Genomic DNA, 23,585 nt, shown 5'->3' on the forward strand with positions numbered 1-23,585 from the left:
CTTTGAGTTTCATTCTTGCGAACGTACTCCCCAGGTGGGATACTTATCACTTTCGCTTGGCCGCCCAGAACTCAAGGTCCCGGACAGCTAGTATCCATCGTTTACGGCGTGGACTACCAGGGTATCTAATCCTGTTCGCTACCCACGCTTTCGTCCATCAGCGTCAATGAATGGTTAGTCACCTGCCTTCGCAATCGGTGTTCTATGTAATATCTATGCATTTCACCGCTACACTACATATTCCGGCAACTTCACCATTATTCAAGACCATCAGTATCAAGGGCAGTTCCACGGTTGAGCCGTAGTATTTCACCCCTGACTTAATGGCCCGCCTACGGACCCTTTAAACCCAATAATTCCGGATAACGCTCGGACCCTCCGTATTACCGCGGCTGCTGGCACGGAGTTAGCCGGTCCTTATTCTTACAGTACCGTCAGCTATCTACACGTAAATAGGTTTCTTCCTGTATAAAAGCGGTTTACGACCCATAGGGCCTTCTTCCCGCACGCGGCATGGCTGGATCAGGCTCTCGCCCATTGTCCAATATTCCTCACTGCTGCCTCCCGTAGGAGTCTGGTCCGTGTCTCAGTACCAGTGTGGGGGATCCCCCTCTCAGGGCCCCTACCCATCGTAGCCATGGTAAGCCGTTACCTTACCATCTAGCTAATGGGACGCATAGTCATCCTTTACCGTAACCTTTAATATTTATATGATGCCATAAAAACATACTATGAGGTATTAATCCAAATTTCTCTGGGCTATCCCTCAGTAAAGGGTAGATTCTATACGCGTTGCGCACCCGTGCGCCGGTCGCCGGCAAGTAGCAAGCTACTCCCGCTGCCCCTCGACTTGCATGTGTTAGGCCTGCCGCTAGCGTTCATCCTGAGCCAGGATCAAACTCTTCATTGTCGATTCTTAAATATGTTAAAGCTTCAACTTATGAATAATTCTCCCAGCCCTGTTTCTCGATCTAATTCTTAAACTCTCTAAAATAAATTTTAGAGCTGCTGTTTATCTTTTCAATTAAACTTTATATCGAAATATAAAACCTAATTTGTCTCTACAATATGTATATGAACTTTTATCAATCGCCTCAAAACGTTTGCCTCAAAGCGGGTGCAAATATAAAACTGTTTTTTGATCTGCCAAACTTTATTTTGAAAAAAATTAATTCCCCAATCTTAACACAATTCAGCACAATTTTTATGAACGTTTATTTCGCAATTTCCAACTAACTCAATACCTAAATATCTCGCTAGCGGGGCGCAAATGTAACACTGTTTTTTAGTTATCAAACAACTATTTTAAAATAATTTTTGAAATAAATTTCAACCCCCTACATTACAGCTTGTTACACACTAATAAAAATTTGAAAAAAATCACACAATGATTGCTTTACCAATATAAATGCATTCTTATCACAAAGGGCCATTACCGAAGTACTCAAAAATTATGAGCAAAACATATTTAAAATCCTCCAAGATTCATTGCAATTTTCTTAAGCACTAAGAAAAAAAATGAAATTCTTTTTTTTTAAAAAAAGACAATTTGAAGCCTAGAAAAAAGCAATTACCTAAGAAATAATTTACGAAAAGAAATTCCAAACTAACCCAAAACGGATTACAAAATCTCGATATGGATAATTCGGAGCAGCATAGAAATTGTTAGTCTTGCCAAAACTAGAATTAAAATGTTCTGCTTTTAAGTAAATTCTTGTTTGCTGTACTCTTGCATTTATAAAAAAGTCGAGCATAGGAAAACCACCCAACTCCTCATTATTTTGAATATAGAATTCACCCAAAACAGCATTATATGCATCCATATTATATGCTGTAAAATACTTTAATGTTATTCCTGTTTGAATATACATAGCTTTTTTAAACACATCTGAAGAAAAATACAAAGTGTTTCTTGTAACTACTTGTGGTAAATTCAACACCTGATTGGCTTGTGAAACATTCTGATACATTACAGTATTATTTAATGCAAAACCACCCAACCTAAACTCTTTATTATACTTAAGTTTGGTGTGATTGATTACGCCACTTTCTTGAAAAGGCTTAATCGCAGACTGTTCATAGTCGTCTTCTATTTCATTTTGATCAACCCCGAAATATGAATAATTATCAATTGTAGAATAATTTAAAGAAAGGTTACCCCAGAATTTAGATTCTAAATCGAATTGAACTCCATTGACCTTTTCATTTTCAAAAACATCTGGATTCTGCCAATTGTAATTGGCGTATTCACTTTGATACAATAAAAAATTAAAATCTGGCATTCTTGCAGATGCGTGCACTGTAGCTTTTAAATTAATGTTTTCATTTAAACGATATTCAGCAGTAGCTTTCATTATGTTATCCGTTAAATCTCCAGAAAGCGTATACTTCACATCCGCATTAAGTTTAAAACCTCCAATTTGGTTTCTATATTTAGCACCCAGAATAACTTCCTCTCCTTTTAATTGGTTCTCGATAATTTGATTATCAGTAATTAACCTACTATTGAAGTAATAATTATAGTTATATAAGGATAGGTTTCCTTCTAAGATTCCAAGCTTTGCATTGCTGAATTTCATATTAAATTCATTGTTCATTGTTTTGAGTCTAGCTCTGTCACTAATTTCATCTAAAAACGCTGAACCGTAATATTCATTTTCTGCCCCATCATCGAATTGATAATAACGGGTTTCATAATTAAAAACATGACCTATTGCCAAAGATGTTTTTTCTGTTCTACTCGAATCTTTTGTTTTTCGCAATAGTTTATATTGATGGTCAAAAAAATATCTCTTCCCTAATATTTTATTAGTAACATCGGCAAATAAAACATCTACTCGATTTCGATCAGAATATTCTGTATTGCCAGATTCAAATTGTTCTTCCTTACTATTTATACCTCCGTTTTCTTCCCCTTCAATACTCTGCGCAACTATATGACCTCTTATATTATATCGTCTATTTTTAGTTTCATAATTAGCGGTAGTTCTAAAATTACCTGACTTTGCCTGATTGTATTGATACTTACCTAATGACCGAAACCCCTTATATGCTATGGAAAAATTTAATCGACGAGAAGTATTAAAAGTTAACATAGCATCTAACAATTGACCCTCTTCAAGTGTGGTTTTAAAAAACAAATCTGTAACAGGGGTAGGTACATTATAATAGTCAACATCTTCAGTTTCAAAATAATTGTAGTGCTTTCCCTTCGCCCCTATTTTTGGAAACATATTTGAACGTTCAAAATCTACACCCAATTTATTGTAAGGTTGACCAATATTTGCAAAAGGCATTAATTCAAAATTATCTTTTCGCAGATAATTGTATTTGTATTCTTTTTGTATAGTTAAGGTAGTATCTAGAAAGGTAGTATCACGGGAATGAGAAATAATTTTATAATCTTTAATTGAGATTTCTATTTCTTCTTTTTCTTTATCTCCTGATGGTGTAGGTCTTCCTTTATTTTCTGCTTGCGTTGAATCCTTTTCTTTTCTTGGTGGACGTTGTCCTTCTTGTGCCAAAAGAGAAACTCCGAAAAAAAAAGAAATAAAGAATAAGAAATATCTCATTAACATAAATGTATCCTCCTATGGAGGAAATTAGACTCGACCTGCTCTACTAACAGGTTTAATTCGATAGCACAAATACATTCTAAACTTAAATTTAGAAAAGCTCTTTAAAAGGACAAAGTTAATTTTTTTGATGTTAATGCGGTGTGAAAGTTTTACTAACTAATACCAAACTATAATTAACAATAAAGAAGATCTATTTTTAGCTATAAAATTATAGCCATTCTAAATGAATTCTGTTTTATTTCAACTTATTTTGCGACTTGCAACATAAACTTATACTTTAGACATTCTAAAATTTTGAGTATAACATTTTCTTATAGAGCACAAATCTTTAATCAAAATAGAAAAAACAGATGAAATATATAGTTTGTAAAGAGCCTGGTACATTTTTAATGGATGAAAAAGAAGCTCCAGCTCGCAAAGCTGGTGAAGCTTTACTCAAAATCACTAAAGTTGGCATTTGTGGAACTGACCTTCATGCTTTCCAAGGAAACCAGTCTTTTTTTACTTATCCTAGAATATTGGGCCATGAATTGGCAGCTGAGATTTTAGAAATTGATGCAAATGAGCAAAATTTAAAAGTTGGTGACCATGTTATTATCATGCCTTATTTAAGTTGTGGAAATTGTGTTGCCTGTAGAAACGGCAAAACGAATTGCTGCACCAATATTGCTGTATTAGGTGTACATACTGACGGTGGAATGCAAGAAATTGTTAGTTTACCAACAGACATTCTATTACCTGCTGGATCTTTAAATGATAAAGAAATTGCAATAGTGGAACCTTTGGCTATTGGCGCCCACAGTTTAAGAAGGGCTGATATTAAAAAAGGAGAATCTGTTTTAGTTATTGGATGTGGACCTATTGGTTTTGGCATAATTAAATTAGCACAAGTTGCAGGAGCCAATGTTATAGCCATGGATGTAAATGATCAACGACTAAATTTTGCAAAAGAAGCATTTGGGGTTGAACATTTAGTGAATGCTATTGATAATCCGTTAGAAAATTTATTGGCTTGTAACAACAATGAACTTCCAACAGTGGTTATTGATGCTACAGGAAATAAAAGAGCTTTGGAATCTGGAGTGAATTATATGGCACATGGTGGTAAATATGTACTTGTTGGTCATCATAAAGGTGATTTAACTTTTAACCATCCTTTCATCCATAGTAAAGAAACTACATTAATGTGCAGCAGGAATGCTACTATCGAAGATATGCTTAAAGTAAAAGAGGTTTTAGAAAGTGGTGTATTCCCAACAGAAGCATATGTTACGCATGAAGTTTCTTTTGATGAAATGATTGAGAATTTCGATTCGTGGCTAAAGCCGGAAACTGGAGTTGTAAAAGCTATACTTACGCTGTAAATGACCTCACCTTTATTAATTTACTATTTATTAATTCGTATATAATTTATTATGGCTCTTGTTACCTATTCTCAACTTGTAGATGTTTTTAAACAGATTCTTTCTGATAGCGGATTTTCAGAATCAGAATCTGAATTATGTGCCAAAATATTTGCCGATTCAACTGCAGATGGATACCATTCACATGGTATCAATCGCTTTCCTGTTTTTATTAAAACAATTACTGATGGCTATGTTCAATTAGGAGTTCAACCAGAACGAGAATTAGCCTTGGGAAGTTTTGAAAGATGGGATGGCAAATTAGGAGCTGGGCCTTTAAATGCAGATTTCTGTATAAAACGGGCAATTGAGTTAGCTAAAGAATCTGGAATGGGTTGCGTTGCATTACAAAATGGAAGTCATTGGATGCGTGGAGGAACATATGGATGGATGGCTGCTGAGGCCGGATGCATAGCATTATGTTTTACAAATACTTCTCCTAATATGCCCACATGGGGGGCAAAAGAAGCAAATACAGGTAACAATCCATTAATTGTTGCTGTTCCAAAGGAAGAAGGCCATATAGTACTCGACATGTCATTATCTCAATTCTCTTATGGAAAAATGGAAAATTTAGCTATGAATGGGAAAGATTTACCTTTTCCTGGCGGATATACTTCAGAAGGTGAACTTTCCACGGATCCACAAGCGATTTTAGATTCTAAAAGATTATTACCTACCGGTTATTGGAAAGGGTCTGGACTTTCAATCTTAGTTGACCTACTTGTAACGTTATTATCATCTGGAAAGTCTACTGCTAAAATTGGTGAGATGGAAGCTGAATATGGACTTTCACAAGTATTTATTTGTTTCGATGCTAAACAAATGAATACTGACAACAAGCATAAAGAATTGGTTGATGAGATTATTAATCATGTTACAAATGCCATACCTGAAAAGGAAGGTGGCACTATTGAATATCCTGGTAGTCAGACCAGGAAAAGAAGAGCTCAGCATATGAAAGATGGTATTGTTGTTAATGATGACGTTTGGAATAAACTTTTAGCAAGAATTTAAATTTGTTAGAAAATTTTAATGCTAAAAAGATATTTTAAATTCTTCGATGAAGTAGGCACGGATGAAGCCGGGCGAGGTTGTCTTGCGGGGCCCGTAACTGCTGCAGCTATTAAACTCCCTCGAGGATTTAAAAACGAAATTCTTAACGACTCCAAACAACTTTCAGAAAATAAAAGAAATTTATTACGACCATTATTAGAGGCCTCGGCAATCGAATATGGAGTAGCACATGTTTATCCAACAGAAATAGACGAAATCAATATTTTAAACGCATCGATTTTGGCTATGCATAAATCCATAGCTCAATTTAAATCAGGAACTAGATTTATTGTTGTAGACGGTAATAAATTTAAACCTTTTAAAGAAGTCCCTCACGAATGTATTATTAAAGGCGATGCCAAATATTTAAACATTGCAGCTGCCTCAGTATTGGCTAAAACATATCGAGATGCTTACATGGAAAAAATTCATTTGGAATACCCCATGTATAATTGGAAAAAAAATAAGGGCTACCCAACTAAAGAACATCGTGAAGCCATTAAAGAATTTGGGATAACAAAATATCATCGAAAAAGTTTTAGAATGCTTCCTGAGCAGCTTGAACTCAAAATCCTCCTATAGCTCCGTATTCTTACATGTAGGAATAAGCACTTTTTTACCATTCATACATATTCTGCTACCATTTAGACAATTTTCAAGTCCAAGAAATACAAGTTTTCATTATAAAAAGAATTCATCATTTAGTTTTGATGTTAACCTTTTACAAATTTTTGTCATTAAATCATATAATTAGTTAAGCTCCAATCTTGCTTAACCCTAAACTATATATTGACTAAACCCCGATTAAAATGAAAAAAAGCACATCTTATTTAAAACAATTTTTGCTCATTATTGGTCTACTCCTAGTTTCCCAAACTAGTGAAGCTCAATTTCTGAAAAAATTAGGTAAAGCCGCTGAAAGAGCTGCCGAAAGAACTGTAGAACGTAGAGTAGAACAAGAAACATCAGAAAAAACAGACCAAGCTTTAGACAGTATTTTTGAATCAGGAGAGGGAAATGGAAAGCAAAAACAACCATTACCTACGGAAAACGAAAATCCCACACAAACTGATGACTCCGTTTCTAATGACCAAAATGAGACTAGTCCATCTGGCACTGCAAAGGCTAATACTGCTCAAACTATTAAGGTTTACAGCAAGTTCGACTTTGTACCTGGTGACACTCCAATATTCGTTGATGACTTTTCTAACGATTTTATAGGAGACTTTCCTGCTCGATGGAACACTAATGGAAGTGGAGAATTAGTTACGCTTGATGAGTACCCTAACAAATGGCTTAAACTTCTTCCTGGCTATAATACCGCATATATTCCGGATGCAACAAATTTACCTGAAGAATTCACATTAGAATTTGATGTACTAGCTACAGGTTTAGATAAAAATACCTCATCACAATCGTATCTTGGCATTGTAGTAAGCGACAATAACACCTTTAAAAAAGGAACAAATTTTGGAATGGTGGAATACTCTTTTTGTCAATTTATTGGACGAGGTGTAGTTGTAGAAAATAATATTGCCTCTAAAAGAGTAATTCGAAATGAAGTTAATGCTGATATCCGCAGCATAGTTTCTGAAAAACACCATATCTCTGTAGCAGTTAATAAAGAAAGATTTAGATTATGGATAAACGAAAATAAATTTATTGATGTTCCTAGACTACTTCCTTCTAATACGCAAATGCAGGGTATTAAATTTAAATTACGTGGCACTGACACGGAAAAAGAATCTATACTTATTGGAAACATAAAGATTGCTAAAGGCGGTATAGACTTACGAAGAAAACTACTTGCAGATGGAAAAATTTCAACGAATGGTATTTTATTTGATAGCGGATCAGCAACTATTCAACCACAATCTATGGGTATAATCCGTCAGATTTATCAAGTACTACAACAAGACAAATCACTAAAACTTAAAATTGTAGGTCACACTGATGCCGATGGTGATGACAATAAAAATATGCAGTTATCCCAGAAAAGAGCCGAAGCTGTAAAAGATGCCTTAGTTACTATTTATAATGTATCTTCAGAAAGATTATCAACAGACGGAAAAGGCGAATCAGAACCAGTGGAAGATAATTCTTCTGCGGATGGAAAGGCGCAAAACCGACGCGTAGAATTTATTAAACTTTAAAAAACACAAAACAATGAAAAATATCTCATTAACAGTAATACTATCCCTTTTATTTATTGGCGTATCATTTGCTCAAGAGAGCTGCAGCAAGTTTTATCCGCTAAAAGAAGGTAGCACATTTGAATATACAAATTTGGATAAAAAAGGAAAAGTTGACGGCACTATTAATTACCTCATTTCAGAAGTTCGCTCAGTAGGCACTGCCACAGCAGCTACTTTTAATCTAAAATTCAAAGACAAAAAAGGTAAACAAGCATTTGAAACCGACTATACGTTCAGTTGCGAAAACGGTATTGTAAAATTAGATTATGAATCTCTTTTTCCATCACAAATGATGAAGCAGTATACAGAAATGGGGCTAGAAATGGACATATCCGGCACCGATATTGAGATTCCAAATGATTTAAATGTGGGTCAAGAATTACCAGATGCTAACGTTACTATGGCTATGAGTATGTCTGGGATTAATATGAATGTATCCGTGGACCGAACTAATAGAAAAGTGGAGAATAAAGAAAGTGTAACGACATCTGCAGGAACCTTTGACTGTTATATTCTTTCGGAACTAAACACTTCTAAAGCAATGGGAGCCAACATAGAATTCCAAACCAAAACTTGGTTGGCTGAAGGTGTAGGTATGATAAAAAGTGAAACCTATAAGAAAAATGGCAACCTAGAAAATAAAATGGAATTAACTAAGTATAGCAAATAAAAAACTTAGGACCTTCGTTTTCGTAACCATACAAAAATAGCTGCTAAAAACAGCAAAGACAATATCACCCATTTTAAATTACCGTTTAAAAGACCCACATTTTGAATGGGTGAATTATCACCAATAACAACTAGCGCCCCCCAATATGCCGGCGAAATATTTGTGCCCCTATATTTATTAATATACTCCACTTTAGCATTTCGAAGTGCAGCGGATTTTGTTAATCCTTTATTCAATTCTTTATAAAAGGCGGTCATAATATCCTTACTAGCCTTGTCATTTGTTGTCCAAAGTGATGAGACCACACTTTTTGCTCCTGAGTGAAAAAACCCTCTTGCCAAACTCATTACACCCTCGCCTTTTTTAAGTTCACCTAATGAGGTATTACATGCACTTAAAACTACCATATCTGCCTGGTTTTTATTTGCATATATTTCATTTAAATACAATTTTTCGTCATTAAGTGCTATCCAGTGATTCTGTTTCTCACTAATATCGGCATGGGTAGAAAGATGAATAATCCGATAATCATTTAAATTATCTAATAGCCGTTGTTTTGTCGCCGCTTCATGCAAGAAAGATTGTCCTTCAAATATTTTTTGTGCTTCCGTAACTTCTTCTCCGCTAAATGCTAAATCAGGCAGTAGTAATGCAGCAAAACTAACAGGTGCTATGCCTAAAAGTTCTTTTTCTGGATGAATCGTAATTTGATTTTTAGCATCTAAATAAGACATGGAATATGCATATCTGATATCGGTATCTTCTATCAAATAATGACTTGTATCCGCATTAGTTACTAAAGTTTCAAAAGGAAGTTGTTGTAAAATATAATCACTAACAACGGTCAACTTTTTACCTTTTATTTTTTGATATACCTTATCGGGAATTAACTCCTTAAAAACGAAATTAGAGTTTGTATTAAATTTTTTAATTTTCTCTCGACTAGAAACCAAATCGGTCAATTGCCCGTACAATTCTATTATGCTCTCATTAAGTCCTTCTATATTTTCTAACTCATAAAAAACAGTTTCTGCATTAGTTGTCAATAGCCCAAAACCTTGTTCGTCGTTTAAAATATACTGTAAAACAACCTCATCTTCAGAAACAAAAGATTTTTTAAAAGACTGATGTGATAGTATTTCTACATTCTTTTTCAGGTTAGCGTAATTCGGAAAATTCACAATCATTGAATCTGAAAATTGTTCGAACCGTCTTTTGCTTTTGTAGACTTCATCTTTCAGCTCGGCTTTCTTTTCCTCAGCCAATTCACTATTTTGTAGTTTATTTTCAGCCAGAAAAATGGCGCGCTTTAATTCAAATTCTCGTTTGGCAATAGCATCTGGTAAGCTTGCAATTTCTTTTGCTTGTTCGTTGGTAACATTTTCCAATAATAGTAGTGCTTTATTGCGCTCCATAAAGTAATATGCGCGCGCTGGCTTTTTTAAATGATAGCAAGCTTCAATTGCCTTCATATATAAAGAAGATCCTTTTTCACGCCAAAACAATTTGGACTGTTCTTCCGAACTCTCTGCACGAATAATATCAACCAATTGATCCGCTAAATCGAAGGTTTTTAAAGCATAATCTAGATGACTTGTGTTACCATCGTACTCATAATATTGCATCCAACCATTGGCCTTGGTTACAATATGATTTAAAATTGAAACTTTATTCGAGGCAAGCTCTAACTCACTTTTTGCAAGTAGTTTGTCATACATGATTTCCTTTTTCTCACCAGAAGCCATGACAATTGCTTTTTGATAAAAATAGAGGCCTTTTTTGTAATCATTTTGCGCTAGATGCCAATCTCCTAGGTTTTCATAGGGATCGCTATAAGCTGAATCAAGTTCTATAGCTTTATATAGGTTTTCTCTAGCTAAATCGAAATTCTCAAGTTTCATTTGAGAAAATGCAATACTATTGTAAACTCGTGCTAAATCATATGATGACAGCTCTAAATGCTCACCAAGCATTTTTGAATGGTATTGAATTGCTTGATTGTAATTGCCTATACTCAGCAACCGATTCCCTTCAATTTGCATTGTCTGAAGTTGTTGGTAAATATCGCTATCAACTGCTTGAATTTTAAACAAAGTATCTACTTTTTCAACTTGAGTTTTTATTTCAACTGAATATTCTTCATAACCCATTTTTTCATAGGTACCGGCTATATCTATATTGGCATCAATATACTTATAGCTATTTTGTGAATCATTTTTATAAAAATCGGATACCTTTTGAAAATTCTCAATAGACTTATGAAAATCTCCAATTAAGCGATAGCACCTTCCAAGTTCACGTCTTGCATTTTGTGTTCTTCTCTCATCATTCCCTAAATCAATCAAATCAGTATAAGCGTCAATAGCCTCAAAAATATTACCATTTACTGAATTAAAATACCCTAGATTATACAACGACTTCTTTAGGGAATCGTAGTCTAAACTATCTAAGTTCTTTTTTAAAGCAGATGCCTTTTCAGTAACTTCAATAGCATTCTGAATATTCTCAATCTTCCCATTTTCGTGCCAAATTGAATAGTACCATTTACTACCTAAATCATGGTAGCAGTCTGCCAAAATACTTTTTGACGAACTTTTTTGATGTACTAAGAAAAACGAATCTATCTTTTTCTGTATCACTTCAATTTCAGCATCCGAATTTATAATGTTCAATAATTGATCATGTTGTCCATAACAAAATGTAGATAGCAATAAAAAACACAGCATTAAGTTCTTCATATGTTAAATATAATAAACGTAAAAAGCCCATGCAATTTGCATAGGCTTAATACTTTATATAGCATTAATTAATTTACTATAATGGCTTTACTGTCTTTTATTTTACCATCTAAACCAGACTCGGTATCCGTAAAGTTACTATCGTCTAATATATCGTCTTTTAAATCTACGCCTTCCGAACCTTGCATGATATAATAATTTCCTGCAAAACCGCTAATATAAGCCGCACCATAGGAAGTACCCGTTAATGTAGCTTGCACTACTTCATTTGAAGCATTGAGAAGCTCTACCCCATAGCCTCCAAAAGGAACAGCGACATCAATACTTTTATTACCGAAGTTTGATTCTGAAGATACCTCTATGCTTCCACTAGTATCATCATAGCCACCAACTGCAAAAATATTTTCCGCAGAATTACCCGAAATAAAATGTCCTATTGCTCCTGCATCATTATCCTCCCCTTTGTTCCCAGCTGAAGCAACAACTAAAACATCTTTACTCTTCAAATCCTCTAAAATTTGATTTAAAACAACATGTTGCTCAATGTCTTCTTGTAACATAGCTCCACCGAAACTAGCATTTACAATATTAATATCACCGCCATTACTTTGTATGTCACGTACATAACCCAGCGCACAGATTACATTAAATAACGAGCCTTCGCCACTACCGTTAAAAACTTTTAGAGGTAAAATATTATATTCGACTCCTGCATCTTCCAGTACCGACATCGTTAGTTTTGTCACATAAGTACCATGACCATGACGATCAATTACATCGTTCGTTTCTGTTATAAAATTCCATCCAGAATAGGTGTCAAAACAACTCGGCTCTGCATTATACAAAAAGGGACTTGTCCCAAAATCATAGGTAATATAATCGAGACCGGTATCGATTACTGCAATATTAACCTCATCTCCTTCTGGCACAAATTCAACAACTCCCTCTTGTTCACCTTGATCAAAATCATTTGGACCAGCAAAATCACCTAATACTCTTGGTAAAACAATTTCAAAATCTTGATCACCTTCTACATCATTCCCCCCTGAACTACCTCTTAATCTACTTACGGCTCTTTCAATTTCTAATTCATTCGTATCGATGGTCCAACGTTCAATATTGGTATCGCCACAATTACAACTCTCTGTTACCGTAACTGAAAAGTCTTCTCGAATTTCTTGTCTTTGATTTGGACTTAAACCAGAATCAAAACTAATAACTAGTTTATTGGGAGACATAATAATATTTGGCCCTTGGTCTTCTAATCCTTCATCAACAACAACTCTAATAATATCATCATCGTCATGACCGTGACCATGTCCATGATGTTTCCAAAAATCTTTAGTACAACTTTGTAGACCGATAGCCCCAATTGCAAGTACTACTAATACACTCTTTCTCATAATTTAATTTTTAGGTTGACTTATTTCAACAAACTTAAAATGACATATTTATTCAGTACAAAATAGCATGACCATAGTCATCATAGCACTACGATGTAGGCCGCTATTTTGCAGTTCGATATATAGTTAATTTTAAGAATGCTACTACTTAATGGGAGAATCTTTGTGGGGTTAACAAGTAGTGCATCGAAATATAAGAAATCTTAAGAAACTAGTGGTTTAGAATTCATTATTTTTCATTATTTGAAGGTATAATCCTTCAAAAGAGACAGAAAATTAAATTTAAAAGTGCATATATTGCAAAAAGACTTCTTAGAAAGAAGCCTTTTAAAAACCGAAGTAACTTAAAATCATAACTTTAAAGCACTATTCAATATTGCAAAAACAGTTTTGGACTATTCTAATTCCTTAATCAACTCCAGAGCATTATCTTTTTGAAAATCATACTTAGAAGTGAGTGCTTTTAAACTATTCACAGCACTTTCTTTATCTTTTTCTTTGATTGCAATTAAGGCTGAATACCAAAGCGCCTCTGGTGTATATTCTGAATTTGATGAAATTAAATTATCAAAATAAAGCCTGCTTTCCTGTACATCACCTAGTCCTAAATAGGACAAACCTATATATAAGGTCAAATATTCTTCGCGATTATCAGAAGGAATTTTATTAAACTCATCAATAGCTTTTTGATAATTACCAGATTCATACGCCACAAAAGCATCTCGCTCAATAGACTCTATTGTTTCCCCTCTGGTTATCGCAAAAACCGTATTTGGGTATTCTTGATAATTCTCTTCGTACATTGAACTATAATTAGGACCAGAAAAATTGTTATATCCTAACCAACCGAGTGTTACGACTAAAGCTATTGAAGCAGCCATAGCCCATTTTCGATAATTGGGCTTTAATGTCCTTACCGGCACATCTTTTACTCGCTCATTTTCAAAATCTATTAGTTTCGACTTTAAATCGTTAGATTTCTTATCACGTATGACAATTTGCAAATCTTTTTCAAAATCGAATTGTTGCTTGAATTCCGAATCGGTTGACAACAGTTCATTGAATTGTTGTTCTTGTTCGGGGGTCAAGTTTTTTGCGAAATAATCTAAAAGCAACTGTTCTTTATCCATCATTTACCTATTTTCTGTAATTCTTTCTTTTAAGGTTTTCATACAACGAGACTTTTGACTTTTTACGACATTCTCGCTATTGTATCCGCCAGTTTCCATAATTTCTTGTATGGTAAAACCACGGTAATAAAACAGGGTCAATAATTCTTGACATTTCTTTCCGAGTGTACTAAAATATTTTTTCAATAGTTGCTGTTCTGTGGTTAGACCAGGCTTCTCCATTTCAAAAGTACTTACTAACTCGTCGGACTCACCAACTCTAGATAAATCAAAATTTTCGCCTACTGTTTTTTTATTCTTTCTCATTTGATCAAAAATCAAATATTTTCCAACTCCGAATAGATAGGTAGAAATACTACTAGTCAATGTTTCTAACTTTCCACTCATTATGTTCTCATAAAAAATGACGTATGCATCTTGATAAACATCTATGTTCTCTTCCTCTGTTAAATTATAACGTCTGGCAAAATTTAAAAACTTGTCTCGGTTCTCTTCATATACTTTCTTAAGTACTGCATCTGAACCTTTTCTTAAGTCTTCAAGTGTTATCGCTGCTATTTCATTTTCCATTTAATGTGTTTCAATTGAGAAGGTTAACAATGGACGAAGCTAATTTAACATTTTTTGTTGGCGCTGAACTTCTTAATATGTGATAATTGCAACGAACATCGACTATTGTAGTGTTTTTACTACAATATTTTTTTTCGAAAAAATCACAATCTATGTTAACCCTATAGAAAATACTTACATAAAAAAGCGAATTAAAAATATACTACAATGGAAAATTATGAAAAACTAGAAGTATTAAAACATTTACTTTTTGCCGCCCTAGGAGCAATAATATTACTGTTGCTAATTGTATTGACTTCATAAAATCTAATCGAAGACAAAATTATTTAACTATGAAAACTATCATCACATTATTACTAGTTTGCTTTTTAGGTGCATTTACAGCTTGTAATGCACAGTCAACTAAGGATATTTCTAAAACAGACACCTTAAAACAAATGAATATACTCGATGAACAAACCAAAATGTATGGCGATGTTTTTAAACTCGCTGGAATGAGCGATAGTGAAAACCCAACTGGAGGTGCCGATAATTATCTTGAAATGTTAGAGAATATGGATATATCAGCAGAATTAAAAGAACAAATTAGAGAAATGTATGACGTTTACGCTACTAGTTTAGATGCTACCAAAAAAGAAGAACTTAAGATAAAGGTTACCAAAATGTTGGACAAAGGGGTGGTGGATGCTCAAAGCGAATAATAAAATATTTTAAATTTTAATAACCTCGGCACTAAGCCGAGGTTTTTTCTTTCATTATCTCAGCCTCAAAAAGCACTTCAAAATGATTGAGTAATTTTCGCTTCACCTTAGTAACATCAACTTCTTTCTGTCCTAGTTCTACATTTAATGAAGTTACGGCCTTGTCTTTTATTCCGCACGGAATCATTAAATCAAAATAACCCAAGTCAGTATTTACATTCAATGCAAAACCATGCATCGTCACCCATCGAGAAGCTCTTACCCCCATTGCACAAATTTTACGTGCAAATGGTGTGCCTACATCTAGCCAAACTCCTGTTTCACCTTTTGATCGTTCTGCTTTTAATCCGTATTCGGATAAGGTCAGAATTACCATTTCTTCCAAAAGCCGTAAATACTTATGTATATCTGTGAAAAAATTGTTCAAATCTAAAATAGGATAACCTACTATTTGACCCGGACCATGATAGGTAATATCACCTCCCCTATTTATTTTATAAAACTTGGCTTGTTTTTCTGCCAATTGCTGTTCATCAACCAAAAGATTACTCATATCACCACTTTTCCCTAAAGTATATACATGAGGGTGTTCTACAAATAAAAAATGATTGGGAGTTTCGTGTTCTGAATCTTCGCGGCGGTTTTTAATTTTCAGGTCAACCGTTTTTTGAAACAGCGTTTCTTGAAAGTCCCAAGTTTCCTTGTAGTCTTTCAATCCTAAATCTTGTACGTGCACCTGCTTATTCATAATAGCAAAGATACAGTGATCAATTCGGATTATTTAATATGATTAATGCTGCTATCACACCTGGAATCCAACCGCAGAACGTCAACAACAAAACAATTAAAAAAGAACCACAACCTTTACCTATTACAGATAAGGGCGGAAATATTATAGCTAATAGTACTCTAAAAAAACTCATTACAATTTGATTTTATACTCAATTTTCATCGAGACTAAATGATTGATGTACTTATAGGTCGCTAGAATAACCAATTTGTTACAAATTCGCTTATTTTAGGGGCTCAAACTTACTTCATGAAATTGAAATTATTTATATTTTTCTTGACTTTTACCACCGTAATAAGCGCGCAATATAATTTCAGCGGCCAGATTGATGAGAATAATCATGGTAAAACTGTATACCTTTCTGTAATTGAAGATTATCGAAAACTATCACGTATTTCATTCGATCAAATTATCAAAAAAACAACCATTGATTCCCTTGGATATTTTTCATTTGTAGGAGATAATCTTTCGTTGACGAATAGAATATATCGCATTCATCTTGATGAATGTGATGCTCTTACGCAAAACTCTAATCACTTTTTTGGAAAATGCGAAAACAGTAAAAGTGTTCTCTTTATCGCAAACAATAATGATACTGTAAGTTTTCCAACAAGTTTTGCTGATCAAATATTATGTGAAATTAATTCTACCAATAAAAAATCGTCTGCATTTCTTGAAATTGATATCATGAAAGAAGAAATGGCTTTCGATTTTAATGAATTTCATAGTGTTGCAAACAAAAGGCTAAACTCTAAAAAATGGTTTTCTAATTTTCAATCTTTTAGCCTAACATTAAATGAACCGCTAGCTGAACTATATATTTTTGACTTCCTTTCTGACAAAAGAAATGAAACCTACTCCTATTATATAAAAGATGTAGTTGATAATTCTTATTATTCACAATTATCGAAACGTCTGCAAGAAAAATATCCCGATGAAATATTCACCCAATTGTACGAATCTGAAATTGCTTCAGACAAATTGCTACATTCCCAAAACACACCACAAAATACAAGTTGGAAATGGTTATTGGGAATCCTTCTCGGGCTTTCAATTTTCTTAAATATCTATTTAATCTGGCAACGAAAAACGTCATCACAAAAAGCAAAGAATAACGCTCTTGGTAAACTTACATCACAAGAACAAAAAATCGTTGATGAAATTTTAAATGATAAAACCAATAAAGAAATAGCTGCAGATCTATTTATTAGCCTCAGCACTGTAAAAACTCACATTAATAATCTCTATAAAAAACTAAACGTTAGCTCGCGAGAAGAAATCAAACAACTTCTGAGCTAGCGCAAATTCAACTACTTTACAAAATTAAACCGGGGTACTAGTACTTAAATCCAACCCACCAAACAATTTTTAAAGCCACATTTTCAGCAACTTTCGGCAATAATCTAAAACCGAAATTTATGAAAACCATAGTCCTTACCTTTTTATTTCTCTTTATTATAACAATCAATACAGCACAAGAATTCAATCAAGAAATAACAATAGAAAATCAACAACCTTTTTTAGTTGGCAAAATAAGTTTAGAAGACCTTAAATCAAAGACATATAAAAGTTGGTACAACTTGAATTACACCAATTATAAAGTGGATTTTAGCATCATAAATACTATTAAAGAAGAACTGAGCGATTACAAAATACTTTTATTTATGGGCACTTGGTGCGGTGACAGTAAACGTGAAGTACCTCAATTTATAAAAATTTTAGAATCGGCAAATTTCGCAATGGAAAATTTAAAAATAGTTGCGGTAGACAAAAGAAAAGATTTCTATAAAAAAAGTCCTACGGGTGAAGAATGGGGTTTAAATATTACTCGCGTGCCGACTTTTATATTTTATAAAAATGGTAGAGAAACTAATAGAATTATCGAGAGTCCAATAGAAACTTTAGAAGCTGACATAAAGAAAATTGTCACCCAAAAACCGTACACCCCAAATTATCCGAAATCACTTCATTTAGATTGATTTATTAGATAATTAATTCAAAAAATAATTTTTTAAAGGTTTTTAGCTATTTTACCCCAAAGTGAACCTTCTAAATAAAACGTCGTAAATAGTAATATGATACTATTAAACAAACGCATTGGATTAGTGTACGTACTGCTATTTAGCTTTTTAGCTATTGGATGCAGCAAAAAAGTCTTGCCTTCCCAAGTAAATAACAAAATAGAGCCTATTAACACTGGGGCGCAAATAAAAACCATTAATTATTTAGCATTAGGAGACAGCTATACTATAGGTACGAGTGTAGCTTTGGAATCAAACTACCCAACTCAACTTGCTTCTGAATTAAGCAACAATTTAAATGTTTCTGTAAATCATAAAATTATTGCGACCGCAGGCTGGCGAACCGATGAACTTTTAAACGTTCTTGAAACAAATACCCTAGATTCTTCTTATGATTTAGTTACTTTATTAATAGGTGTAAATAATCAATACCAAGGTTTGGCTTTTACTAAATACGAAAAAGAATTTACAGAACTCTTTGAGCGTTCATTAAAATTAGCCAACAACAATAAAGATCGGTTAGTAATTATATCGATTCCAGATTGGGGATTTACCCCTTTTGGTCAAGGTTTTGATCGGGATAAAATTTCAAAGGAAATTGACCAATACAATTCTTTTGCGGAGCAAATAGCTGACAAAAATGGAGTCAGTTTTATTGATATTACAGATATTACCCGTAGAGGATTAGAAGAAAAAGAGCTTGTCGCATCAGATGATTTACATCCATCGAAAGTTGCTTACAAAAAATTCGTAGACCGCCTATTACCAATAATCGTTTCTCAATTGAAAAATTAGCGCATTGTACCTATATTTGCAGCCTTAAAATACGGCAAATGCAATTATCTGAACAAGAGCTCATACGTAGAGAGAAATTAACCAAATTGAGAGAATTGGGCATCGACCCATATCCTGCAGCATTATATCCTGTAAATACTACTTCAGAAAATATAAAACAGAATTATTCTGAAGGAAAAAAGGTGATTATTTCTGGTCGCTTAATGTCTCGTAGAATTCAAGGTAAAGCATCGTTCGCAGAGTTGCAAGATAGTGAAGGCCGTATTCAGGTATACTTCAATAGAGACGAAATTTGTCCAGGTGATGATAAAGTTCTCTACAACGATGTGTACAAGAAATTGTTAGACATTGGCGATATCATTGGAATAGAAGGTGAACTATTTACAACACAGGTTGGTGAAAAAACTGTGTTAGTTAAGGTTTTCACACTATTAAGTAAATCTTTACGCCCTTTACCGCTACCAAAAAAGGATGCAGAAGGTAATATTTTTGATGAGTTTAATGACCCGGAAATGCGCTATCGTCAACGCTATGTTGACTTGGTTGTGAATCCACATGTAAAAGAAACATTTGTAAAGCGTACGAAGATTACTAATAGTATTCGCGAATTTTATAATGAACGCGGATATCTTGAAGTTGAAACACCAATTTTACAGCCGATACCTGGTGGCGCAGCAGCAAGACCTTTTTTAACGCACCACAATGCATTGAATATTCCGCTATACTTGCGTATTGCAAATGAACTTTATTTAAAAAGATTAATTGTAGGCGGATTTGATGGTGTTTACGAGTTTTCTAAAGATTTTAGAAACGAGGGTATGGACCGCACGCACAACCCAGAATTTACGGTAATGGAATTGTATGTTGCGTATAAAGACTACAATTGGATGATGGACACCACCGAACAATTGCTTGAAAAAATAGCCATTGATTCTAATGGAACATCTAAAGTAACTGTGGGTGAAAATGAGATTGAATTTAAAGCACCTTATGCTCGTGTTCCTATTCTAGAAGCAATTAAAATTCATACTGGTTTTGATGTTGCCGGAATGGATGAAGTTGAACTACGGGATACTGCTAGAAAATTAGGTCTTGAAGTTGATGACACTATGGGTGTTGGAAAACTCATTGATGAAATTTTCGGTGAAAAATGTGAACACTTTTATGTGCAACCTACTTTTATTACAGACTATCCAAAAGAAATGAGTCCGTTAACGAAAGAGCATAGAGATAATCCTGCGCTTACTGAACGATTTGAATTGATGGTGAATGGAAAAGAATTAGCGAATTGCTATTCTGAGTTAAATGATCCTATTGATCAACGTGAGCGTTTTGAAGAGCAATTACGGTTATCTGAAAAAGGTGATGATGAGGCCATGTTTATCGATCAAGATTTTATTCGTGCTTTAGAATATGGAATGCCACCCACCTCAGGTATAGGAATTGGTATAGACAGACTTGTAATGTTGATGACGAATAATTCTTCGATTCAAGAAGTATTATTCTTTCCACAAATGCGCCCTGAGGCCCGAGCCGGGCAGGCAATTAATTTGAGTGATGATGGAAAAATAGTGTTCGAAGCGCTCAAAAAGGCAGAAAAACTCCTGCTAAATGATTTAAAATTACAATCGGGCTTATCCAACAAAAAATGGGACAAATCGATTAAAGAATTAACTAAAAACAATTTAGCCAAAGTTGAAAAAACTGAAGATGGCCTTTTTGTGGAATTAAGTTAAAATTCGCTTAAATTCCCTATATTTATGAAGGTTAGCCAAACCAGCTTAACTTTTATAAATGCTAAAAAATATTACAAATAGATATATCCATCTGCTATTCATAGCCGTTGGTATTTTTCTGATTCAATCGTGTCAAACTTCTGACCCAGTTGATTTCAGCACTCAAATAAAACCTATTCTTAACAACAAATGCATTACCTGTCATGGTGGTGTAAAGAAGAATGGGGGCTTTAGTCTGCTTTTCGAATCTGAAGCTTTTGCAAATACCAAGTCAGGAAAACCGGCAATTATTCCTGGCGACGCATCAAATAGTGAATTTATTAAAAGACTACATACAGACGATCCAGAACTTCGAATGCCATATGAAAAGCCAAAACTATCAGATGATGAAATTGAGGTATTAACTAGATGGATAGACGAAGGTGCAAAATGGGGTGAACACTGGGCATATTCCTTACCCGAAAAAATTGAAATTCCTAAAATAGCTTCTGAAGCTGGTTTTGCTCCAAATACAACAACTAGTTTTCTGCAAAACAATATCGATAATTTTATTTTAGCACGTTTAGAAAGTGAGCAACTTACTCCTAATGAACCAGCTGAAAAAAATATTATAGCAAGAAGAGCGGCTTTGGATATTACCGGACTTCCTCCAAGTCTCGCATTATTAAAGGAGTTTGAAAATGGAAATCTTAGTTACGAAAATTATATAGACAGTCTTTTGAGTAAAAATACTTATGGAGAAAAATGGGCAACCTGGTGGCTAGACCTAGCCCGATATGCCGATTCTAAAGGTTATGAAAAAGACCAGGGACGATCTATTTGGAAATATCGTGATTGGGTTATAAAAGCATTCAATACCAATATGCAGTATGACCAATTTACCATTGAACAATTGGCTGGCGATTTGCTGCCGGATCCCTCAATAGATCAATTAATCGCAACTGCATTTCATAGAAATACTATGAACAATGATGAAGGAGGAACAGACGACGAAGAGTACAGGGTAGCCACAGTAATTGATCGCGTTAATACCACATTTTCAGTATGGCAAAGTACAACTATGGAATGCGTACAATGCCACAGTCACCCTTATGACCCCTTTACACATAAAGATTATTATAATCTAATGGCGTATTTTAATAATACCAGAGATGAAGACACTCCAAGTGAAACCCCAGTTTTAAAATTCTACACGCCCACGCAACAAAAAAAGGTTGATAAGGTTCTTAATTGGGTTACAAAATACGGCAATAAAGAAACCCTAAAAACTTATAAAGATTTTCTTCACTTTTCCGAACCCGTTTATAAAGCTCATTTTTTTAAAGAATTTAAAAACAGTGTTTATGATGACCACGCTTCGGTTGTATTCTGGGATGATGGCAATCTAATTATGGAAAATGCATATACCAATAAGGCCAATTTCGTGTACCTCAAATACAAATCACATTACAACGGTACGAAAATGACTATTCGAAAAGACAATGCTGATGGAGAAATTGTAGGAGAGTTTATAATTAACAAAGAAAAATACACACCAGTTACTCAATTTCCCATTAAGGAGATTGACGAAAAAACAAACCTATATATTGAAACTCAAAACAATTCAGTGGATAAAGAAGTAAATATTCTCAATTTATATTGGGTTGGATTTATACAAGACATCCCTGGTAAAAATCAACCAGGATGGAAAGATATTAATACTGAATTCGTAAATACATTAAATACAACAACAGTAACGGTGCCTATTTTAGCTGAGAATCCGGAGTATATGAAACGTACTACTCAAGTTTTTGACAGAGGTAGCTTTATGACAAAAACAGATACAGTAGAACCAGGCACTCCTGAAACTTTAAATGGCTACAATAAAGAATGGCCGCAAAATAGATTGGGATTATCTAAATGGATTGTAGATAAAAAAAATCCACTAACCGCTCGTACTTTAGTTAACCGGGTGTGGCATCAAATATTTGGACGTGGACTAGTTTCTAGCATTGAAGATATTGGATCACAATCTGATGCACCTTCGCACCCAGCACTCTTAGATTGGCTTGCCCTTCGATTTATGAATGAAAACAATTGGAGTATTAAAGCTTTAATAAAAGAAATAATGCTTTCAGGCACCTATAGACAAGATTCGAAAAGCACTCCTAATATGTATCTAATAGATCCTGAAAATGAATTATATGCGCGTGGACCTAGAATAAGGCTCGGTGCAGAAGCAATTCGTGATCAAGCCCTTGCTGTATCCGGAATTCTAAGCAACAAAATGTATGGCCCAGGGGTTATGCCGCCTCAACCAGATGGCGTATGGCAAACAGTGTATAACGGCTCTAAGTGGGAAGAGAGCAAAGGCGAAGATCGCTACAGAAGAGGTGTTTACACCTATTTAAAACGTACTAGTCCCTACCCTTCATTCTTAACATTTGATGCTGGCAGTAGAGAAGTTTGTACCATTCGAAGAACGGTAACCAATACACCATTACAAGCATTAGTTACATTAAATGACCCTGTATTTTTAGAAGCAGCATATCAATTGGCGAAGAAAAATGAAGTAGTCGGGGATATAAAAGAAAGTATAGCTGCTGCCTACGAAAAAGCGACCTACTCGAAAATTCAAACTAGTACTTTAGAAGCATTGTATGAGCTCTATGATAAGTCTTTAATTGCATTTAATGAAGATCCAGAAGGCACTAGTCAATTTTTGCATTTTGATGAAAAACCAACAGCAGAACTAAGTGCTTTAACCATTGTCGCTAACGCAATTATGAACTTGGATGAATTTTTAACTAAAGGGTAAAA

The 23,585-nt window shown here is 34.2% G+C and carries 18 protein-coding genes and 1 rRNA gene; 11 read left to right on the forward strand and 8 right to left on the reverse strand.

Annotation, left to right across the window (positions count from 1 at the left end; all coding sequences use genetic code 11):
- Both ABJF52_RS03755 and ABJF52_RS03760 read right to left on the reverse strand, forming a co-directional pair.
- A 16S ribosomal RNA gene (locus ABJF52_RS03755) occupies positions 1–910 on the reverse strand; the annotation flags it as partial.
- Positions 911–1,586: 676 nt separating this feature from the next.
- Complete coding sequence (locus tag ABJF52_RS03760) at positions 1,587–3,572, reverse strand: putative porin (RefSeq protein WP_348146503.1); 1,986 nt, start codon at positions 3,570–3,572, stop codon at positions 1,587–1,589.
- A 356-nt stretch (positions 3,573–3,928) separates the two neighbouring features.
- Here ABJF52_RS03760 and ABJF52_RS03765 point away from each other — a divergent pair, with 356 nt between their 5' ends.
- The 5 genes from ABJF52_RS03765 to ABJF52_RS03785 all read left to right on the forward strand — a co-directional run bounded on the left by ABJF52_RS03765 (position 3,929) and on the right by ABJF52_RS03785 (position 8,902).
- Complete coding sequence (locus ABJF52_RS03765) at positions 3,929–4,942, forward strand: zinc-binding alcohol dehydrogenase family protein (RefSeq protein ID WP_348146505.1); 1,014 nt, start codon at positions 3,929–3,931, stop codon at positions 4,940–4,942.
- Between the two features lie 51 nt (positions 4,943–4,993).
- On the forward strand, positions 4,994–5,998 hold the full coding sequence (gene yiaK / locus ABJF52_RS03770) for a 3-dehydro-L-gulonate 2-dehydrogenase (RefSeq protein ID WP_348146507.1): 1,005 nt from the start codon (positions 4,994–4,996) through the stop codon (positions 5,996–5,998).
- Positions 5,999–6,016: 18 nt separating this feature from the next.
- Positions 6,017–6,619 carry a ribonuclease HII gene (locus ABJF52_RS03775; protein ID WP_348146509.1) on the forward strand — a complete coding sequence of 201 codons (603 nt, stop codon included), beginning with the start codon at positions 6,017–6,019 and terminating at the stop codon, positions 6,617–6,619.
- Positions 6,620–6,846: 227 nt separating this feature from the next.
- A complete protein-coding gene (locus ABJF52_RS03780; protein WP_348146511.1) occupies positions 6,847–8,190 on the forward strand; it encodes an OmpA family protein in 1,344 nt (447 codons plus the stop codon).
- A 13-nt stretch (positions 8,191–8,203) separates the two neighbouring features.
- A complete protein-coding gene (locus tag ABJF52_RS03785) occupies positions 8,204–8,902 on the forward strand; it encodes a hypothetical protein (protein WP_348146513.1) in 699 nt (232 codons plus the stop codon).
- A 5-nt stretch (positions 8,903–8,907) separates the two neighbouring features.
- Here ABJF52_RS03785 and ABJF52_RS03790 read toward each other — a convergent pair whose 3' ends face one another.
- The 4 genes from ABJF52_RS03790 to ABJF52_RS03805 form a co-directional block, all read right to left on the reverse strand.
- Positions 8,908–11,640 carry a CHAT domain-containing tetratricopeptide repeat protein gene (locus tag ABJF52_RS03790; RefSeq protein ID WP_348146515.1) on the reverse strand — a complete coding sequence of 911 codons (2,733 nt, stop codon included), beginning with the start codon at positions 11,638–11,640 and terminating at the stop codon, positions 8,908–8,910.
- A 68-nt stretch (positions 11,641–11,708) separates the two neighbouring features.
- Complete coding sequence (locus ABJF52_RS03795) at positions 11,709–13,043, reverse strand: S8 family serine peptidase (RefSeq protein WP_348146517.1); 1,335 nt, start codon at positions 13,041–13,043, stop codon at positions 11,709–11,711.
- A 395-nt stretch (positions 13,044–13,438) separates the two neighbouring features.
- Positions 13,439–14,176 carry a tetratricopeptide repeat protein gene (locus ABJF52_RS03800; protein WP_348146519.1) on the reverse strand — a complete coding sequence of 246 codons (738 nt, stop codon included), beginning with the start codon at positions 14,174–14,176 and terminating at the stop codon, positions 13,439–13,441.
- Positions 14,177–14,743 carry a sigma-70 family RNA polymerase sigma factor gene (locus tag ABJF52_RS03805; RefSeq protein ID WP_348146521.1) on the reverse strand — a complete coding sequence of 189 codons (567 nt, stop codon included), beginning with the start codon at positions 14,741–14,743 and terminating at the stop codon, positions 14,177–14,179. It abuts the gene before it with no gap.
- 332 nt (positions 14,744–15,075) lie between these two features.
- Between ABJF52_RS03805 and ABJF52_RS03810 the strand changes: the two genes are divergently transcribed.
- On the forward strand, positions 15,076–15,444 hold the full coding sequence (locus ABJF52_RS03810; protein WP_348146523.1) for a hypothetical protein: 369 nt from the start codon (positions 15,076–15,078) through the stop codon (positions 15,442–15,444).
- A gap of 31 nt (positions 15,445–15,475) precedes the next feature.
- Here the strand turns inward: ABJF52_RS03810 and lipB are convergent, their stop codons facing one another.
- Positions 15,476–16,192: a lipoyl(octanoyl) transferase LipB gene (gene lipB, locus ABJF52_RS03815; protein ID WP_348146525.1), complete on the reverse strand. Its 717-nt coding sequence runs from the start codon at positions 16,190–16,192 to the stop codon at positions 15,476–15,478.
- 19 nt (positions 16,193–16,211) lie between these two features.
- The gene (locus ABJF52_RS03820; protein ID WP_153755708.1) at positions 16,212–16,367 is read right to left on the reverse strand and encodes a YqaE/Pmp3 family membrane protein; all 156 of its coding nucleotides are present in this window, start codon (positions 16,365–16,367) and stop codon (positions 16,212–16,214) included.
- 116 nt (positions 16,368–16,483) lie between these two features.
- On the opposite strand from ABJF52_RS03820, the gene ABJF52_RS03825 reads away from it, so the two are divergent.
- The 5 genes from ABJF52_RS03825 (at position 16,484) to ABJF52_RS03845 (ending at position 23,583) form a co-directional block, all read left to right on the forward strand.
- The gene (locus ABJF52_RS03825) at positions 16,484–17,533 is read left to right on the forward strand and encodes a helix-turn-helix transcriptional regulator (RefSeq protein ID WP_348146527.1); all 1,050 of its coding nucleotides are present in this window, start codon (positions 16,484–16,486) and stop codon (positions 17,531–17,533) included.
- Between the two features lie 119 nt (positions 17,534–17,652).
- Positions 17,653–18,213, forward strand: coding sequence for a thioredoxin family protein (locus tag ABJF52_RS03830; RefSeq protein WP_348146529.1), 561 nt, complete (start codon positions 17,653–17,655; stop codon positions 18,211–18,213).
- Between the two features lie 96 nt (positions 18,214–18,309).
- Positions 18,310–19,050, forward strand: a complete 741-nt coding sequence (locus tag ABJF52_RS03835; RefSeq protein ID WP_348146532.1) for an SGNH/GDSL hydrolase family protein — start codon at positions 18,310–18,312, stop codon at positions 19,048–19,050.
- Positions 19,051–19,088: 38 nt separating this feature from the next.
- Positions 19,089–20,786 (forward strand): lysine--tRNA ligase, encoded by a 1,698-nt coding sequence (gene lysS / locus ABJF52_RS03840; RefSeq protein ID WP_348146534.1) that lies wholly within the window; start codon positions 19,089–19,091, stop codon positions 20,784–20,786.
- Between the two features lie 58 nt (positions 20,787–20,844).
- Positions 20,845–23,583, forward strand: coding sequence for a PSD1 and planctomycete cytochrome C domain-containing protein (locus tag ABJF52_RS03845; protein WP_348146537.1), 2,739 nt, complete (start codon positions 20,845–20,847; stop codon positions 23,581–23,583).
- The last annotated feature ends 2 nt before the right edge of the window (positions 23,584–23,585 follow it).

Origin of the sequence: Aurantibacter sp., from assembly GCF_039941195.1 — a bacterium.
In the GTDB taxonomy this organism is placed as follows: Bacteria; Bacteroidota; Bacteroidia; order Flavobacteriales; family Flavobacteriaceae; genus Aurantibacter_A.

What these genes read in the sequence shown, in the direction of transcription:
- ABJF52_RS03760 (WP_348146503.1), bottom strand. Translation starts at nt 3,572, where the DNA reads ATGAGATATTTCTTATTCTTTATTTCTTTTTTTTTCGGAGTTTCTCTT.
- ABJF52_RS03765 (WP_348146505.1), top strand. Translation starts at nt 3,929, where the DNA reads ATGAAATATATAGTTTGTAAAGAGCCTGGTACATTTTTAATGGATGAA.
- yiaK (WP_348146507.1), top strand. Translation starts at nt 4,994, where the DNA reads ATGGCTCTTGTTACCTATTCTCAACTTGTAGATGTTTTTAAACAGATT.
- ABJF52_RS03775 (WP_348146509.1), top strand. Translation starts at nt 6,017, where the DNA reads ATGCTAAAAAGATATTTTAAATTCTTCGATGAAGTAGGCACGGATGAA.
- ABJF52_RS03780 (WP_348146511.1), top strand. Translation starts at nt 6,847, where the DNA reads ATGAAAAAAAGCACATCTTATTTAAAACAATTTTTGCTCATTATTGGT.
- ABJF52_RS03785 (WP_348146513.1), top strand. Translation starts at nt 8,204, where the DNA reads ATGAAAAATATCTCATTAACAGTAATACTATCCCTTTTATTTATTGGC.
- ABJF52_RS03790 (WP_348146515.1), bottom strand. Translation starts at nt 11,640, where the DNA reads ATGAAGAACTTAATGCTGTGTTTTTTATTGCTATCTACATTTTGTTAT.
- ABJF52_RS03795 (WP_348146517.1), bottom strand. Translation starts at nt 13,043, where the DNA reads ATGAGAAAGAGTGTATTAGTAGTACTTGCAATTGGGGCTATCGGTCTA.
- ABJF52_RS03800 (WP_348146519.1), bottom strand. Translation starts at nt 14,176, where the DNA reads ATGATGGATAAAGAACAGTTGCTTTTAGATTATTTCGCAAAAAACTTG.
- ABJF52_RS03805 (WP_348146521.1), bottom strand. Translation starts at nt 14,743, where the DNA reads ATGGAAAATGAAATAGCAGCGATAACACTTGAAGACTTAAGAAAAGGT.
- ABJF52_RS03810 (WP_348146523.1), top strand. Translation starts at nt 15,076, where the DNA reads ATGAAAACTATCATCACATTATTACTAGTTTGCTTTTTAGGTGCATTT.
- lipB (WP_348146525.1), bottom strand. Translation starts at nt 16,192, where the DNA reads ATGAATAAGCAGGTGCACGTACAAGATTTAGGATTGAAAGACTACAAG.
- ABJF52_RS03820 (WP_153755708.1), bottom strand. Translation starts at nt 16,367, where the DNA reads ATGAGTTTTTTTAGAGTACTATTAGCTATAATATTTCCGCCCTTATCT.
- ABJF52_RS03825 (WP_348146527.1), top strand. Translation starts at nt 16,484, where the DNA reads ATGAAATTGAAATTATTTATATTTTTCTTGACTTTTACCACCGTAATA.
- ABJF52_RS03830 (WP_348146529.1), top strand. Translation starts at nt 17,653, where the DNA reads ATGAAAACCATAGTCCTTACCTTTTTATTTCTCTTTATTATAACAATC.
- ABJF52_RS03835 (WP_348146532.1), top strand. Translation starts at nt 18,310, where the DNA reads ATGATACTATTAAACAAACGCATTGGATTAGTGTACGTACTGCTATTT.
- lysS (WP_348146534.1), top strand. Translation starts at nt 19,089, where the DNA reads ATGCAATTATCTGAACAAGAGCTCATACGTAGAGAGAAATTAACCAAA.
- ABJF52_RS03845 (WP_348146537.1), top strand. Translation starts at nt 20,845, where the DNA reads ATGCTAAAAAATATTACAAATAGATATATCCATCTGCTATTCATAGCC.